Raw genomic sequence first — 14507 nt, forward strand, 5'->3', positions numbered from 1 at the left:
CATGAATGACCACGTTCAGAGTGTCTTTGCCGAACGCCATCAGCTCGACCTGCTGATGATGCGTGGGAACAGGATTCCCTCCCCCACCGCCCATCGCCGGCGCAGCGATCCCTATGGGGTTCATCTGGGCACGGGAGCCACCCCGGAGGCGTTCGATGGCAGGGTCGACGCCCTGCGCATCCACCGCCTGGAGCGCTTCTCCAACAGCCTCGCCCAGCTCTGCCATGCCTCTCACCTCGCCCGTAGGATCGGTGCCAGGGTGCTGGAGGTTCCGGATGCCTGGTACCTCCGCCGAGGCTCCACGCGTCTGGCCAATGGCCTGGAGGTGATCAATGGCCTCAGCCATTTCCCCCCCGAGCACACCCGGCTGGAGGGGCGCTTCTTCTACTGCCATACCCTCGGCGCCCTGGCCCATCCGATGCCCGGCTTCCGCAGCCTGCTGCAGCAGTTACGCCCCGCCATGACCCTGGCGCTGGAAGGGCAGGCTCTGCCGGACGACCACCTGGTGGTGCACATCCGCTGCGGTGACATCTTCGATCGCCACCCCCATCCGGGCTACTACCAGCCACCGCTGGCCTTCTACACCCTGGTGCTGCAGCAGCGGGCCTGGGCCCATGTGCATCTGGTGTTTGAAGACTTCGGCAATCCCGTGGTGCTGGCTCTGCAACAGCACTGCCGCTCCCTGGGCCTGGAGGTGACCCTGCACAGCTGGGGCCTGGAGCGTGACATCGCCTTTCTGGTGCGCGGGCGGCATTTCGTCGCGGGACGGGGGACCTTCATGCAGGGGGTGGTCGCCCTCTCCCCCCATGCGCGAACCGTCTACAGCTTCTGGCCCTTCGATCCCGACCACGGCTGGGGACTCGACGGCGTGACCAATGTGCTGATCGAAGACCGCAAGGGTCGCTACCTGCGCAAGGTGCGGCCATGGCGCAACTCCCGCCTGCAGCGGGCCTTCATGCTGGCTTACCCCGAGCGTCTGCTGGATCAGCGAACGGCCTGATCAGCGGACCTGATCAGCGGGCTGGCTCAGCCGACGACAGATTGATCGACCGCCTCCTCTCGACGACGCAGGGCCTGGAGGGAAGCACGGCCTGGAGGCTTGCAGAAGCGGTGCCGTGAGAGGGCCAGGGGGAGAGCCGCCGGCGTGATCGGCCCCTGGGCCGGCCAATCCATGCCCCAGACCCTCAGCCCAAACCGTTGCTGGGCCTCGGCGAACTCGGCGGCGAGGGAGGGCGCGTCGAACAGGTCGGCCCAGCTGGTCTTCGGCGCCTCATCCAGGCTCGATCCCGCGAGCTGGGCCTTGAGCTTCCGGCGCAACTGCTGACGCCGTTCGCCTCGGGGGGGTTGATTGAGGCCCTGGAGGCATTGCTGAGCGAGTGCCACAGCGCGCGGCGAGAGATCTGGGGAGATCGGCAGTCCGGCCTGCCATGGCGGCGGGGCTGTCATGGACTCACCGCCGGATGCAGGCAGGTCGGAGCAGCCGGCACCTCCAAACAGGCTCAGGGTGGTCCAGGTGCTGGCCAGGCGGTGACCCCCGCCAGGCGGGTGCAGGACAAAGCGCAGCCCTCGGGCGCCGCACCATTCCAGCAGCGGTTCGAACAGGCGATCCAGCCGGTAGCGCTGGGGATGGCGCTCCAGTTGGCGTGCGGCGAAGGCGTCATAGGAGCCTGCACAGCGGAAGGCCATCAGACAACGGGCGAAGTCGCGCGCCAGTTGTTCGCGGCCGTCAAAGAGATGCACCACGATGGCCAGCTGGAAGCCCCGTTCGTCCACCTGCTGCCGCAGGCGGCCGAAGCGGCGTTCCTGAAGCAGCGACGGCACCAGGCCGGAGGCTACAGCCCACAGGTGTTCATGGCGCCGCCAGGGCTTCCACAGGCGCCCTCGCTCGAGGCGGTTCCAGGCGCTCCAGTCGTTCCGCAGCACCGCCGGCAGCAGCGCCTCGCCCGGGTGGGCCCAGATGCCGTGCTGCCGCAGCTGCCGGCGGTTGGCCGCGACATCCGCGGCCAGCTCGGCCATCAGGCCGCCATCCAGACCGGTGTGAAGCAGCAGCTCGCGGGGAGCCTTGTAGTCACGTCCTGCCCCGGACTTCACCATGTGCACCACCCAGGCCCCTGCACCCTACGGGTGAGGGTCTCTGGCAGGCTGTCACCGCCGCAGCGGCACCTTCTCCATGGCGCAGCGATTGGCCCAGGCCCACCCCACGGCCATCGAGGGGCTGGTGGAGCTGGCTTCATCGCCGTTTCTCGATGACCGCGGCAGTTTCCTGAATGCCTTCCGCCGTGAAGACCTGGCGCCCTGGTGGGGGGATCGGCCTGTGCACCAGATCAACGTGAGCCGCACGGAGCGGATCGGCGCCCTGCGTGGTCTGCACGTGCAGCGGGGAGTGACTCCGGAAGCCAAGCTCGTCCGCTGCCTGCGGGGCAGGGTGTTTGACGTCGCCCTGGACGGTCGACAGGGTTCCCCCACCCGGGGGCAGTGGCTGGCCCTGGAACTGAGTGCTGAGGCGGGCAATGCCTGGTTGATCCCCGAGGGTTGCCTGCACGGCTTTCAAGTGTTGGAGGCTGGCAGCGAGCTCCTCTACGTGCATTCCGCTCCCTACCGGCCTGCTGACCAGGTGGGTGTGGTGTGGAATGATCCAGACCTCGGCATCGCCTGGCCTCTGCCAGTGGTGGATCTCAGCCCACGCGACCAGCAGCTTCCGCGCCTGGCCGACCTTTGAGCCTCCTCTGAATCGTTTGTTCCCGTCCCGTGATCCAGCACCGCTGCCGCCACTGCCAAGCGCCGCTGGAGCAGGAGGTGATCGATCTGGGCCATCAGCCCCCCAGCAACGCCTACCTCACCGCCGAGCAACTGCTGCAGCCTGAGATCACCTATCCCCTGAAGGTGTCGGTGTGCACCAGCTGCTGGCTTGTGCAGTTGCCGGCCCACGCGGCGGCCACGCAGCTGTTCACCGCTGACTACGCCTATTTCTCCAGCACCTCAACGAGTTGGTGCGCTCATGCCGAGCGCTTTGTGGCAGCTGCCTGCGAGCGCCTTGGTCTTGGGGTTGAGACACTGGTGGTGGAGCTGGCCAGCAACGACGGCTACCTTCTCCAGTACGTGCAGGAGCGCGGCATCCCCTGCCTCGGGATCGAGCCCACGGCGGCCACCGCAGAGGCGGCGCGGCAGAAGGGCATCGCCACGATCGAACGTTTTTTCGGTGTCAGCCTGGCCGAGGAACTGGCCTCCGAGGGGCGTCGGGCCGATCTGATCGTGGCCAACAACGTGTTGGCTCACGTGCCTGACATCAATGACTTTCTGGCCGGCATGGCCATCCTGCTGAAACCCAGCGGCCAGGTGTCAATCGAGTTTCCCCATCTGCTGGAGTTGCTGCTGGGCAACCAGTTCGACACCATCTATCACGAGCACTACAGCTACATCGGCCTGGCCACCCTGCAGCTGATCGCAGGCCAGGCCGGCCTCCAGCTGATGGACGTGGAGAGACTTCCCACCCATGGCGGCAGCCTCAGGGTCTGGCTGGCTCGCCGCGACGCGGACCAACAGCCGTCAACCCAGGCTCAGGCCAGGATCGACACCGTGCTCGCGGCCGAGGCCGCCGCAGGACTCTGGTCTGTGCAGGCCTTTCGAGGTTTCCAGCAGCGAGCCGAAGCGACCAAGCATGCCCTGCTGAGGTTCCTGCTGGAGGCCCGGCAGCGGGGCGAGACGGTGCTGGGCTATGGAGCGGCGGCCAAGGGCAATACCCTGCTGAACTACGCCGGCGTGCGTGCCGATCTCCTGCCCGTGGTGGCGGATAAGGCAACCAGCAAGATCGGTCGCTTTCTGCCAGGCAGCCACATTCCGGTGCTCTCGCCAGAACAGTGGCTGGCTCTGCAGCCGAGCCAGGTGCTGGTGCTGCCCTGGAACCTGGCGGCTGAGGTCAAGGCCAGTTTTCAGGCCAACCCGGAGATGCTGTTCTACCGGGCAATCCCTACCCTGGAAAGCCTCTGAAGCTCCGAGACCTCAAGCCAGTTCTCATGAGAGCCAGTTTTCTCGTGACAGTGTTCATTCCTGGGGGGGATCGGTGTACATGGCCTTGCGAAAGCACAGGGGATACTTCTTCTGGCGCAGCCAGTCGCGGGCAGCATGTTCGGAGGCGATGGCTTCCTCCACTGAGAGGGTTTCCTTCCAGGCGCCAAAGCGGCCATCGGTGATGTGATTGGTGGTGATGAATGTTTCCAACCGCACCAATTGATCGCCTGTGCTCACCAGCTGGGAACGCTGTCGCTGCTTATCTGGCGCAGCCTCTTCCACCAATTCCTGTTTGAGGGCAGTGGAGACGGATAAGTCCAGAAAACTTTCCAGATCATTCACGAGGCTGGGGATGTCATTAACGATGGTTTCGTAACGCCCTATCCAGCAGTGACGACGATCTTCGAATACCGCCCCGATCTCGATCTCCTCGCGAACGAACTTGGCTGCAATCGTTGGACCACGATCTTCGCTGCCAAACAGGAAGCGATTCTTGCGCCAGGCTGAGGCCAAGGCATCCCGGACATCGCGGTAGGTGTAGAGGTAGAGAGCACCTTGATCGGGAAGCGCACGGCGCAGCTCCCGCCGCGGGATATGAACCTTTGCGAGCCAAGTGTGAGCAGGATCACTGGCTCTGGCATGCATCTGCTCCACTGAGCTGCCGAGACCATTACTGCTGACGGTCAGCTCACAACTAGCGCTCAGCAGGCCCTTGGCCAACTGAGCTACCAAGGTTGAGCCAGATCGGTGCATCCCACAAACCACGACCAGCATGACTCGCATCCAAAACCATCTGTAGACTCTAGAATGCAGAGTCACCGGCCCCCTGACAAATCTGTCAGGCAACTGGTGAGAGAGGGTGAGGGTTTGGAGTTGAGCCCAAGGCTATGTTGTCATGGCATAGCCATAGCCATAGCCATAGCCATGAAAATCAAGCCCATAGAGTTTGTTGATGCGCTCTACTGAGCGCCGATCAACGCGTAAAGCAGGATCTACTCCATACTTTGCAGCCATTGCATGTTGCAGCTGAGGAACTGGAAGCGAAAGCCTGTAGGCAATGTCTTCCACGGCAGCGTCGAGGTCTTCGAACTTATAGATCGCATTGAGCTCCTCAGTTAGGATATTCCCGTAAACGCAATTGGGACGGTAACCACGTGTACACTTTGATTCGAGAGCTAGTAGGTCCGAAACCGCATGAAAGCGAGTGTCATGCTCCAGCGTGATAGGAAATCCAAACTTCTGCTTGTACCGGCAAAAGTTAATGCAATGGTTCTTGGCGCCCACTCCGTAATGTCGACTGAATTTGGAGAGAAATGAGAACGACCTACAGTATGGATCGCGGACAATTGTAAATTCAAAATAGTCTCTCCAGAACTCGGAATAGATTGTTTTTGCTTGGATGGTCGTTAGACGTTTCTCGTTGGGACTACAAAGGAATTGTGGATTAGTCTCAAGCTATGATTCGATGCTGGTCCCTGCGGTGCGTGGAATATGAATAAAAATACAACGATGTTCATGGGAGATCATAGGTTGAATAGGGTCTTCTAGTCGGCAGCTAGCTTTTCTATGGACTGAACCACAGTATTTATATTAAAATTGTTGCTGCGTTGAAAGCCTTCGTCGGCATTGAGACGCATGGAGATGTCCGGATGGCAGTCCACATAAAAATCTTCGAACTTGCAAGCTGCATCAATATTCACCCAGTTGGTGCTGAGGGTTTTCGCCCCTGCTAGGAACATGACCTGCCTAGCAGGAGGATGGCCTTCTGTTTGGGGCACAAAGACCTTGAGATTCATGCAAGCTTGGGGAAAACCGATCACCCACTCGTACTCGCGATAGACGGCAAGCTTCTGCTCAAAGCTCAACTCTTCGGGACAAATCACATCAACTTGACGTAGTCTCCCGATGCGGTCTACCACATCAGCTTCTCCTGGAAACTTGGTTGTTCCTGCGCTCAGTTTGTGGCGGGAAAGATAAGCAATCTTCTGTTTGTGCTTAGTATGGATTAGCTTTTCGCGCAGCTGGGGGCACAAGGCAGCAAGGCAAGCGTGGTGAAAGTCGCTGGTGACAAAGCAGCGATCCCTGTAAAGCACGCTGCTTGATACCAGTGTTTTAGCTCTGATCGGTCTGCGGACAAGCCTTGCCCTCTCCCGGATGCCCAGGCACTCCAGCCACTGGGTGAGCAAAGGCTCATTCGCAAGGGTTTTTCCCTTACGCAGTCGGTGATAGTGAAACCAGATAGGAGCATCAAGATCTCGAAACAACCGTAATAACTGATAGGTTCGGGTTAGATCCAGAAGTAAGTGACCGAAATGATCAAATAGAGTGCCACCATAAAGTACCAATTCTTTATCCATGGGTTGGGCGCCGATACCCCGGCCTTGGCTGATCTCCCGAAGCCGGTCTTCTTGGGGGTAATTAAAGTGTCGTGCACCGCGTTTGTCGTTCAAGGCTTCAATGAGTGCCCCATCTTTGTTCACCACGCCATGACTCATATTGAGCCACCAACGTTTTGAATAATGCTGGTGACGACTAATGTCGAGAACCAAAGCATCACTTTCAACGATCATCTGACTTGGTTGCCCGACTGAAGCCCTTCCCCACCATGAGGGATGGCGTTTCGTAACGGTGCCAATCAGGTTAAGGGCTGGTTGCATGATTCAAGTCAGAGAGGCCAGCTAGCCAGGTGGGCAGCACATCATCATAATTTCCAGTAGTCGGCTGGTTTGTCGATGTAGCCCAGGAATTTCCTAGTGTCCGCTTTGAGGCGACGGGCTACACGCCATTTCATTAGCCATGGCCACTCAGGCTTGTCAACGTAGCGACGACCCTGCTGGCCCGCTTCATTGACCAGGGGCAAGTGGGTGCCATCATTGAGAAGTTGCCCTGCTTCACCTGGAATGGCTAAAAAATCAAGCACAGTCTGGAGGGTATGTTGGGGTGATGTCAGCAGATCTTCAAAGGTCAGACACAAAATCTGTTCATCAGGAAAGTATCTTCTGAAACTGCTGATGCGCTGATAGTAAAGCGAGCATCCGATCAGAAAATGTTGCAACCTCGAGGTTTCAAGTAGTTGGTAAAACTCCCTGGTAGCAGGATGCTTCCCTTTGATGTGACGCCATTGCGATACCAGACGATCTAGAGGGTGTCTGGTCATGTAAATGATCTTGGTGGCCGGTAGATAGGTGTGCATCAAGGCGGCTGTGTGCTCAAAGCTGGGCAGGGTGCTGCTGTACATTGTGCTGCCTTCTCCGCGTAACCTGGCCTGGCTGCCGTCCTCGAAGAGCTTCGCGTACCAGTTCCAGCCTTTGTCATAACGTCTACCGAAGAACTTCGGTTCCTTTGGCTTGGCCATGAAAATGTCGGGATGTCTGCCTAGCACTCTGGTCAGCGTGGTGGTGGCTGACTTGGCTGCCCCAATCACGATGAAGTTGGGAAGTGTGTTGACTGGAATCCGGGCCACAGTGTCATGGTCGGCGCCATCCAGCCCGCGCGCGATCGACGCGAGCAGCTCCTCCATGTCAGGTTCAGCGGCTGCGCTAGATCCAGCCCACAGTGCGGATGGTTGCGGCATCAGTTCAGCAGGGAAGCTTGGGCACCAAGCGTGCGTTCCGCTGCGGCCAAGCCGGAGGGCACCGCGGAGCTCTTGGGTTGGTCATGACGTTCAAGACGCTCGAGTGCAGTCCAGGCTCCCTCCCCCTGGTTCTTGTGGCCTTGCCAGATCTCGGGGATGAACGAGGCTGCGGGGGCGTGGTGCCGTAGCATTCGAAACAACAAAGGCCAGTCGATTTCGCCTTCGTCGATTTGAAGGCCTTCCCCGTCCACGCCACTGGCATCGGCCAGATGCAGGTGGGCCGTGAACGGCAGAATCCGTTCCAGAAAGCCATGAAATGACTGGCCAAGGTGGTTGCAGGCCAGTTTCGAGTGGGAGGCATCCAGGCAAACCCGATAGTGATGCTCTTTGCAGAACGACTCAATAAAGTCAGGGTCAACAAACAAATTGTGGAATCGTTGCCCGCCGAAATGCCAGGGGAAAGGAGGCATGGTCTGTGGGATGATTTCCACACCATCACAGCGCAGGGCTGACAGACTCGCCTCAAGCGCATCCAGCATCGGCAGCCTGGCTTCTGGCAGCAGGTGCTGATGAGCTGAAAACCCTCCCATGTTGGTCACCAGCAACACGTCTTCTGGACAGTTGAAGCGTTCGCGCAAGTCCTTCGCCAGATCCAGCACCCGTTGCAATTGCTGGATCGAATGCTGCCTGTAGTCGCTGTCGATGTTGCAAAGATCCAATGTGTGATCCCCAGCGAACAATTCAGGGGCATGAACCACGAGGCCCAAGGGGATGTGGTTCGGAATGGCTTTGGTAATAGGGATTTCGAGGTCTTTGTAGCTGAGGTGAATCTCCACCAGGTCTAGATTGCTAGCCTTGCTGAATAGATCGAGATCGTGATAGCGAACAGGCACTCCAAATCGATTGCCGAACTGATAGTGACGTGCCTGGACGGCATCCTGCCCTAGGTCAGACTCGAAGAAGAAGTCGCCGGGATTCTTGTCGCTACTGAGCGTGTGCCCCAGCAGATCATTGAGCCGGTAGGGCTGCAGGCCTTGGCCAGGGCTCTGAACCCGCACCATGGAAGCCTCGATCACGGTGCCACGGGGGATCGGGCAGGCTGCCACCAGGCTTTTGGCCAACACTTCGCGGTTCATCAGCTCTCCCTGGCTGATGGCGCGCTCGGCATCGCTGCCCATGGAGTCTTCCACAGCTCGAATAGCCTCCACCATCCGACGAAACTCATCTGGCAGCAGGCTCACTTTGTGATCGTTGCCCTCCATGCCCGGATCAAGGGTGATGTGTTTTTCCACCACGGTGGCTCCCAGAGCCACTGCGGCGATGGGCACCTCAATGCCACGTTCGTGGCCCGAATAGCCCACCGGCCCGCCGGAGAGTTCGCGCAAGCGCGCGAGATAGCGCAGATTCACATCCTTGTAGGGAGTGGGATAGGTGGAATTGCAGTGGAGCAGGGCAAACGGGGCGCCTTGCTGGCGCAGGTGTCGAATGCCGCTGCTGATCTCCAGCTCCGTGGCCATGCCGGTGGAGCAGATCAGGGGCTTGCCCGTGGCGGCGATGGCCGTGAGCAGGTCGTGATTGGTGAAGTCCGCCGAGGCCACCTTGAAGGCCTCCATACCCCAGCGCTGCAACTTTTCGAGGCTGCTGACATCCCACGGTGTGCACAGGGGAATCATGCCCTTGCGGGCCGTGTAGTCAAAGCAGCGGTAGAGCTCGTCGTCTTTCAGCTGGAATCGCTCCAGCAGATCGAGGGTGTACTGGGTACCCAGATCAGAGGCCATGTCATTGCTGTCGCCAGCATTGACATAGAGATTCCTCATTTCCCGCATCTGGAACTTGGCACAGTCCACGCCTGCTGCGGCCGCCGCATCGATCAGCTTCAGGGCCAGCTCGAAGCAGCCATTGTGGTTATTGCCGATTTCCGCAATCAGGAAGCTTGCACTGCCATCCCCGATCACACGACCTGCGAGTCGCAGTTCACGGGCTCCTTCAATGGCCACGGCGGTGATGCGTCCGTGGCTGTCGAGCAGTGGCACCAACTGGATCTGGGGGCTGAACAGCGGTGCCAGATCGGCTGGGCTCATGCCGACCAGTCCGGAGCGGCACTGGGGATTCATGGCCCGCGTCACCGGCGCGTTCAGATCGATTGGGCTGCAGTTCGCCACCCAGCGGCGAAAGTCACCGTCGCTGAGCACGCCCTGAAGGATGCCACTTTCCGAGACGACAAAAATCAGCCGTGACTTATTGGCCGTGATTTTGGCTAGGGCCGACAGAACAGTGTCTTCTGCGAAGACCACAAACTGAGTAAAATTCTGCTCGATCTGCATGGCCTTACCCCTCTAACAACAGCATCGACGATTCAAGCGTTTTGGAATCCCAGTCTGCTGACCCAGTTGCTCAGACCAGTTTGTCATCCAAGCGGGCCAACTCAGCTGCTGTACTCTCGTCCGCTTTGCGAGAGAACAGTGTTTAATCCTCATAGCAGTGGCCAGCTTACAGGCTGAACCTGGGGCTGGCCAGCAGCAGCAAGCGCCGCCCGAGGCGACTGGGGCAACGCACCGCCTTCAGTCTGCGCTGGATGTTGCCATTGTCAGGCCGCTGCAGGGCGGCCATCTCCAGCAGTTTCCCCGCCTTGGCGTAGTCGTGGGCCGCGATGGCCGTCTCTGCTGCGCGCCGCAGCTGGTTGCTGGAGAGGTCGGCGGAATTCACCACATAGCCCCGATGCTCCAGTTCCACCGGGTCTTGAGCAGGGGCGCCAGCCTGTTGGAGCCGGTGGCGCTTGATGGCGTCGAACAGCCGGCTCGGGCTGCAGCCCTCGTCGTAGCCCACCCAGTGGAGCCAGGCCGAATCCCCCTGGAGTCCCACCAGGGCGTCGAGGTCGCCGATGGCTGCCAGGCTGCGCACCAGTCCCGAGCCCCCGAAGAAGTCGCTGCCCAGGTCGCCGCGCAGGCCGAAGTCGCCCATCACCAGCGCTGAGCAGCCATGGTCGAGGGCGTCGAACAACGCCGTGGAGGACAGCGTGGCGAACAGGCGGCTCTCCGCCAGCAGTGCGGCCAGGGGGGCGTAGGAGACCGTCAGGTTGGCCGGACGACGACGGCACACCTGCTCGAGGGTGGTGGTGATGTGCTCGCCGATCTCATGGAAGGTGGCCTCATGGGGAGCCACCCGGGGCTTCAGCACCACCTGCCAGTCGCTGAACCGCTGGGCCAGGTCCACCACCAGCCTGGCCAGCTGGCGCCGCTCCTCCAGGCTCGCGGGCATGGCCACCTGTTCGGCGAACACCAGCTGCCGTGGGCGATCGGCCAGGGGCCTCACCTCCGCCACCATGGCCCGCTGTAGTCCGGTGAGCACCGTGCGCTGGCCTCTGAAGGGCGTGTGACGCAGGAAGCGCTCGAAGCGGGCCTGGTCGCGCGGGCCGTTGAGACAGATCAGGTCGTAGCCCAGGCGCCAGGTGACGGCCTCCTCGAAGCGCTCCAGCACCACGCCGTTGAACCCGCAGAAGAGCAGGGCCCTGGGTTGGAGATCGTGCTGACGTGAGCGGAGGTAGGCGCTGCGGAAGCCGGCGATCTTGCTGCCAGTGAGGAACACCCCGATCGCCGCGTAGCGGCTGAGACCCGGGTCCTGCAGCAGCGTGGTCCAGCTGCCCTGTTGCACCGTGCCCAGCTGTGCCATCCGCCCCTTCACCGCCTCCGGGGTGCCGTCCCGGGGGATCAGGTGGATGGTGAGCTCAAGGCCGGCGGCGCGGTGCCCCCGGGCCAGGGCCTCGCAGTACAGCATCTGGCTGTCTGAGTCGGCGACCAGCAGAACGGCGCTCATCGCTGCTCCGCCAGGTCGGTGGCCTGCGCTGGCCTGTCCGCCAGCCACTGGATCAGGGCAGCGGCATCGGGACCGATCTCCCAGCCCAGCTCCCGCAGCCAGCCGGGATTGGGGGACGGCAGATGCAGCAGCTCCTCGAGGTTCTCGCAGCTGGTGATCCGGCCCATCAGCCCGGAGCCGAACAGCAGGGGCCCCTGCATGTCGGAGCGGATGCCGTAGTCGCCCAGCAGCAGCAGCGGCAGCTCCCGGCCCAGGGCCTCCCACAGCAAGGGGCTGCTGATGGTGGCGCAGACGCCGGCCCGATCGAGGCTGCGGGCCCAGTCCGAAGGCGGGGCCAGGCGCAGGTTGGCCAGGGGCGGGCGCTGCTCCAGCAACGCGGCCAGGCTGGGTTCGCTGTCTTCGACCGCGGCGGAACCGGCATGGTTCCCTGCATGGCCCAGCCCATCCTGTAAGGGATCGCTCTGAAGGATCACCTCCCAGTCCGGAGAGCTGGAGCAGAGGCGCTCCAGCACCTCCAGCAGCCGCAGACGCGCCCCCGGGGCGGGCGGCAGCATCGCCTGCTCCAGGAACACCAGGCGCCGCGGCCGGGATCCTGGGGCTGCGGCAGGGAGCTTCGGCGCCAGCCCCCACAACCCCAGCAAGGCCGTGGGTGGGGGCGATTGCCCGCACGTGCGCACCAGGTCTGCCAGCTCCTCCTGCTGACGCGGGCCCTGCAGGCAGAGCAGGTCGACTCCGAGCCGTGGCAGCAGATCCATGGCCAGGTCATCGCCCACCAGGGGCGTGGACGGTCCACTGAACACGGCCACCGGCGTACGGCCCCTCAGGGCGGCAGCCTGCCGCAGCCGTTGCAGGAAGGGGGGCACCTGCAGGGGGTTGATGAACAGCCCCACGCCGTCCAGACCGAGCAGCAGATCGCTGCAGCTCAGGGCCTCCAGCCCCAGGGGCGCATCCAGCAGCACCTCCGCTCCTGCCGACTCCAGCGCGGTGGCGAGGGCCCCGCAGGCGGAGCGGGTCGCCGGGCTGTCGCTCACCAGCAGCACCCTCATCGGCCGCGGACGAAGTCCTCAACCCAGTGGAGACCGAGCACGAGGTCGCGCAGATAGCGCATCACATTTTTGCCGCGGTGGCTGGTCTTGAGGCGTGAACGGTTGCCAGCGCTGCTCAGCATCCGCCGGCCGCCGTGGCGGAGGGCGTACTGCTGCCAGGGCTCGGCCCCCCAGCCCGGCGGGCCCGGGGAGCTGGAGGGCCTGCTGGGCTGGGAGGCCTCCCTGCCCCGTTCGAGCAGCTGGGCCATGGCCTCGATGAAGCGTTCGCGGCCGTCCTGACAGCGGCCGTGGCTGTCGAGCCAGGCCTCGTCGTGGATCGGCGTGAACGGATCGGCGATGATCGCCTCGAAGCTGCGCACCGTGTTCGAGGCCACGAAGTAGTGGTTGCCAAGCGTTTCGTTCACCCCCAGGTCGGCCACGATGCGGGTGCTGATGCCCAGGGCCATCGCCTCCATGGCCGCCGTTGACGACACGGTGATGGCGCAGCCGCACTGGCGCAGCAGGGCAAGGCTCGGCTTGTAGTTGATCTGCAGGTTCGGTGATTTGCGCATCAGCTTCTCGATGCGGCTGGCCATCTCCCCGTGGCGCCTGTGCAGGGTGCGCTCCACTCCGGAGGTGCGCGGCTTGAAGATCACCGTGTGGTCTGGCCAGCGCTTGGCGAGGTCGTTGAGCCGGTTGCAGACGTAGTGGCGCTGCAGAGGATTGCCGGGCACCGAAGGCTGTTCAAAGAAGACGATGCTCGGCTTCTCCACGGGGCCGCGGCGGCCTGGGTGCAGGCTCCAGAGGATCGGCAGGCCCGTCACCACGGCGTTGCTGGCCGAGATTCCCAGGGCCTGGCAGGCGTGGCTGTAGAGCGCCAGGTCCACCGGGGAGTTGAGGCAGAGCAGATCGGCACCGGAGCGATCCATCATCCCCTCGATCTGGTGGCGGAAGAGGATGCCGGGGTAGGCGCTCACCGTCAGGGGCCAGCGCCCATCAGGCATCTCCGATCGCAGCAGCATCTGCAGCTCACGGGTGCGCTGGCCGTCCAGGCCCAGCACCAGGGCATCGAGCTCGGCGAGGGTGGCGCGGATCTGGCGGAGGGTCTGCCAGTCCTGGCGCACGATTGTCACCTTGGCGTCGATCCGCTGGATTTCAATCAGCTGCCGCCGCGACAGACGGCGGCCCTGGATTTCCAGCAGGAACAGGGTGGTCGTTGCCCCCTGCTTGCGGCACACCGACAACATCGCCATGGCGGTCTTGCCAAAGGAGTCGAAGCTCGCGATGGCGGCGATCTGTCGGTCCTGCAGGCGGCTCATCCGCCCAATCCTCCGGGAACGGCGCCCTCCAGCAGCGGGGCCAGCTGGCGGCAGAGGGCGAGATCGGCCGGGGTGTCAATCTCCGGGGAGAGCGCCTCGATCTGTACCGGCAGCAGAGGTGGCACGAAGCGGCTGCCGGCACTCAGGAAGGCCTGGGTACGCAGGGCATAGATGGAGCCTGTCTCGAGAAAGCAGGGCTCCAGATCCTGGCGCCTCTGGCGGGGGCGGCTGGCGTCGTGGTTAAGGCCCACCCCCCAGCCGTCAGGATCGCGGCCCCACAGGAAGCCGTGCCACGGCGTCACGGCAAAGGCCAGGTTGGCCTCCGACCCCTGCAGACTCCGCACCACCTGGTCAATCTGCTCGCCGGTGGTGAATGGTGAGGTGCACTGCAGAAAGACGAACACGGGGGGGAGGGCCCCCTGCTGGCCCAGGTCGCGCAATGCGTGCACCAGGGCCGACTCCGACGACGCCCCGTCGCCTGCCAGCTCCGCAGGCCGGCTCACCAGCTCGGCGCCTGCTGCGGCGGCGGCCTCAGCGATCGCCCCATCGTCGGTGCTGACCACCACCCTGCCGATGCACGTGGCGGCGAGGGCGCACTGAACCGTGCGACCCACCAGGGGTAGCCCACCCAGGGGCTGGAGGTTCTTGTGGGGTATGCCCTTGGACCCGCCCCTTGCCGGAATCAGGGCCAGGGGCGGGAGAGCGGGATCGATCAGCGGTTCGGACCAGTCGTGGCGCGGGATCGGCAGTTCCATCCCCAGGACTCCG

13 protein-coding genes are annotated in these 14507 nt (G+C 62.7%); 3 read left to right on the top strand and 10 right to left on the bottom strand.

The window, feature by feature from the left end:
• The first annotated feature begins 1 nt into the window (after position 1).
• Positions 2-1000: a hypothetical protein gene (locus tag CyaNS01_RS03060; protein WP_186698751.1), complete on the top strand. Its 999-nt coding sequence runs from the start codon at positions 2-4 to the stop codon at positions 998-1000.
• A gap of 26 nt (positions 1001-1026) precedes the next feature.
• Here CyaNS01_RS03060 and CyaNS01_RS03065 read toward each other — a convergent pair whose 3' ends face one another.
• Positions 1027-2094: a hypothetical protein gene (locus CyaNS01_RS03065; RefSeq protein ID WP_186698753.1), complete on the bottom strand. Its 1068-nt coding sequence runs from the start codon at positions 2092-2094 to the stop codon at positions 1027-1029.
• 76 nt (positions 2095-2170) lie between these two features.
• Between CyaNS01_RS03065 and CyaNS01_RS03070 the strand changes: the two genes are divergently transcribed.
• Together CyaNS01_RS03070 and CyaNS01_RS03075 are read left to right on the top strand one after the other, a co-directional pair.
• A complete protein-coding gene (locus CyaNS01_RS03070; protein ID WP_186698755.1) occupies positions 2171-2719 on the top strand; it encodes a dTDP-4-dehydrorhamnose 3,5-epimerase family protein in 549 nt (182 codons plus the stop codon).
• Between the two features lie 29 nt (positions 2720-2748).
• On the top strand, positions 2749-3987 hold the full coding sequence (locus CyaNS01_RS03075; RefSeq protein WP_225875773.1) for a class I SAM-dependent methyltransferase: 1239 nt from the start codon (positions 2749-2751) through the stop codon (positions 3985-3987).
• Between the two features lie 54 nt (positions 3988-4041).
• Here the strand turns inward: CyaNS01_RS03075 and CyaNS01_RS03080 are convergent, their stop codons facing one another.
• From CyaNS01_RS03080 to CyaNS01_RS03120, 9 genes are all read right to left on the bottom strand, one after another.
• Complete coding sequence (locus CyaNS01_RS03080; protein ID WP_370561652.1) at positions 4042-4791, bottom strand: sulfotransferase domain-containing protein; 750 nt, start codon at positions 4789-4791, stop codon at positions 4042-4044.
• A 102-nt stretch (positions 4792-4893) separates the two neighbouring features.
• Positions 4894-5076, bottom strand: a complete 183-nt coding sequence (locus CyaNS01_RS14310) for a hypothetical protein (protein WP_222934195.1) — start codon at positions 5074-5076, stop codon at positions 4894-4896.
• Between the two features lie 476 nt (positions 5077-5552).
• Positions 5553-6665, bottom strand: coding sequence for a glycosyltransferase 61 family protein (locus tag CyaNS01_RS03090; RefSeq protein ID WP_186698760.1), 1113 nt, complete (start codon positions 6663-6665; stop codon positions 5553-5555).
• Positions 6666-6709: 44 nt separating this feature from the next.
• Positions 6710-7528 carry a sulfotransferase gene (locus tag CyaNS01_RS03095; protein ID WP_225875774.1) on the bottom strand — a complete coding sequence of 273 codons (819 nt, stop codon included), beginning with the start codon at positions 7526-7528 and terminating at the stop codon, positions 6710-6712.
• A 53-nt stretch (positions 7529-7581) separates the two neighbouring features.
• Positions 7582-9906, bottom strand: a complete 2325-nt coding sequence (locus tag CyaNS01_RS03100) for an N-acetylneuraminate synthase family protein (RefSeq protein WP_186698763.1) — start codon at positions 9904-9906, stop codon at positions 7582-7584.
• Between the two features lie 166 nt (positions 9907-10072).
• Positions 10073-11395 (bottom strand): DUF6716 putative glycosyltransferase, encoded by a 1323-nt coding sequence (locus tag CyaNS01_RS03105; protein WP_186698765.1) that lies wholly within the window; start codon positions 11393-11395, stop codon positions 10073-10075.
• Entirely contained in the window at positions 11392-12441 is a 1050-nt protein-coding gene (locus tag CyaNS01_RS03110) for a DUF6716 putative glycosyltransferase (RefSeq protein WP_186698767.1), read from the bottom strand. Before CyaNS01_RS03110 ends, CyaNS01_RS03105 begins: the two co-directional genes overlap by 4 nt.
• Positions 12438-13739: a DUF6716 putative glycosyltransferase gene (locus tag CyaNS01_RS03115; RefSeq protein WP_186698769.1), complete on the bottom strand. Its 1302-nt coding sequence runs from the start codon at positions 13737-13739 to the stop codon at positions 12438-12440. Before CyaNS01_RS03115 ends, CyaNS01_RS03110 begins: the two co-directional genes overlap by 4 nt.
• Positions 13736-14494 carry a cytidylyltransferase domain-containing protein gene (locus CyaNS01_RS03120; protein WP_186698770.1) on the bottom strand — a complete coding sequence of 253 codons (759 nt, stop codon included), beginning with the start codon at positions 14492-14494 and terminating at the stop codon, positions 13736-13738. The genes CyaNS01_RS03115 and CyaNS01_RS03120 overlap by 4 nt, the downstream gene beginning before the upstream one ends.
• Between the last annotated feature and the right edge of the window lie 13 nt (positions 14495-14507).

The sequence above is a fragment of the Cyanobium sp. NS01 genome, assembly GCF_014280235.1.
GTDB lineage: Bacteria > Cyanobacteriota > Cyanobacteriia > PCC-6307 > Cyanobiaceae > NIES-981.

Excerpts from the sequence above, each read along its gene's own strand:
- CyaNS01_RS03060 (WP_186698751.1), top strand. The coding sequence starts at position 2 with ATGAATGACCACGTTCAGAGTGTCTTTGCCGAACGCCATCAGCTCGAC.
- CyaNS01_RS03065 (WP_186698753.1), bottom strand. The coding sequence starts at position 2,094 with ATGGTGAAGTCCGGGGCAGGACGTGACTACAAGGCTCCCCGCGAGCTG.
- CyaNS01_RS03070 (WP_186698755.1), top strand. The coding sequence starts at position 2,171 with ATGGCGCAGCGATTGGCCCAGGCCCACCCCACGGCCATCGAGGGGCTG.
- CyaNS01_RS03080 (WP_370561652.1), bottom strand. The coding sequence starts at position 4,791 with ATGCGAGTCATGCTGGTCGTGGTTTGTGGGATGCACCGATCTGGCTCA.
- CyaNS01_RS03090 (WP_186698760.1), bottom strand. The coding sequence starts at position 6,665 with ATGCAACCAGCCCTTAACCTGATTGGCACCGTTACGAAACGCCATCCC.
- CyaNS01_RS03095 (WP_225875774.1), bottom strand. The coding sequence starts at position 7,528 with ATGGAGGAGCTGCTCGCGTCGATCGCGCGCGGGCTGGATGGCGCCGAC.
- CyaNS01_RS03100 (WP_186698763.1), bottom strand. The coding sequence starts at position 9,906 with ATGCAGATCGAGCAGAATTTTACTCAGTTTGTGGTCTTCGCAGAAGAC.
- CyaNS01_RS03105 (WP_186698765.1), bottom strand. The coding sequence starts at position 11,395 with ATGAGCGCCGTTCTGCTGGTCGCCGACTCAGACAGCCAGATGCTGTAC.
- CyaNS01_RS03110 (WP_186698767.1), bottom strand. The coding sequence starts at position 12,441 with ATGAGGGTGCTGCTGGTGAGCGACAGCCCGGCGACCCGCTCCGCCTGC.
- CyaNS01_RS03115 (WP_186698769.1), bottom strand. The coding sequence starts at position 13,739 with ATGAGCCGCCTGCAGGACCGACAGATCGCCGCCATCGCGAGCTTCGAC.
- CyaNS01_RS03120 (WP_186698770.1), bottom strand. The coding sequence starts at position 14,494 with ATGGAACTGCCGATCCCGCGCCACGACTGGTCCGAACCGCTGATCGAT.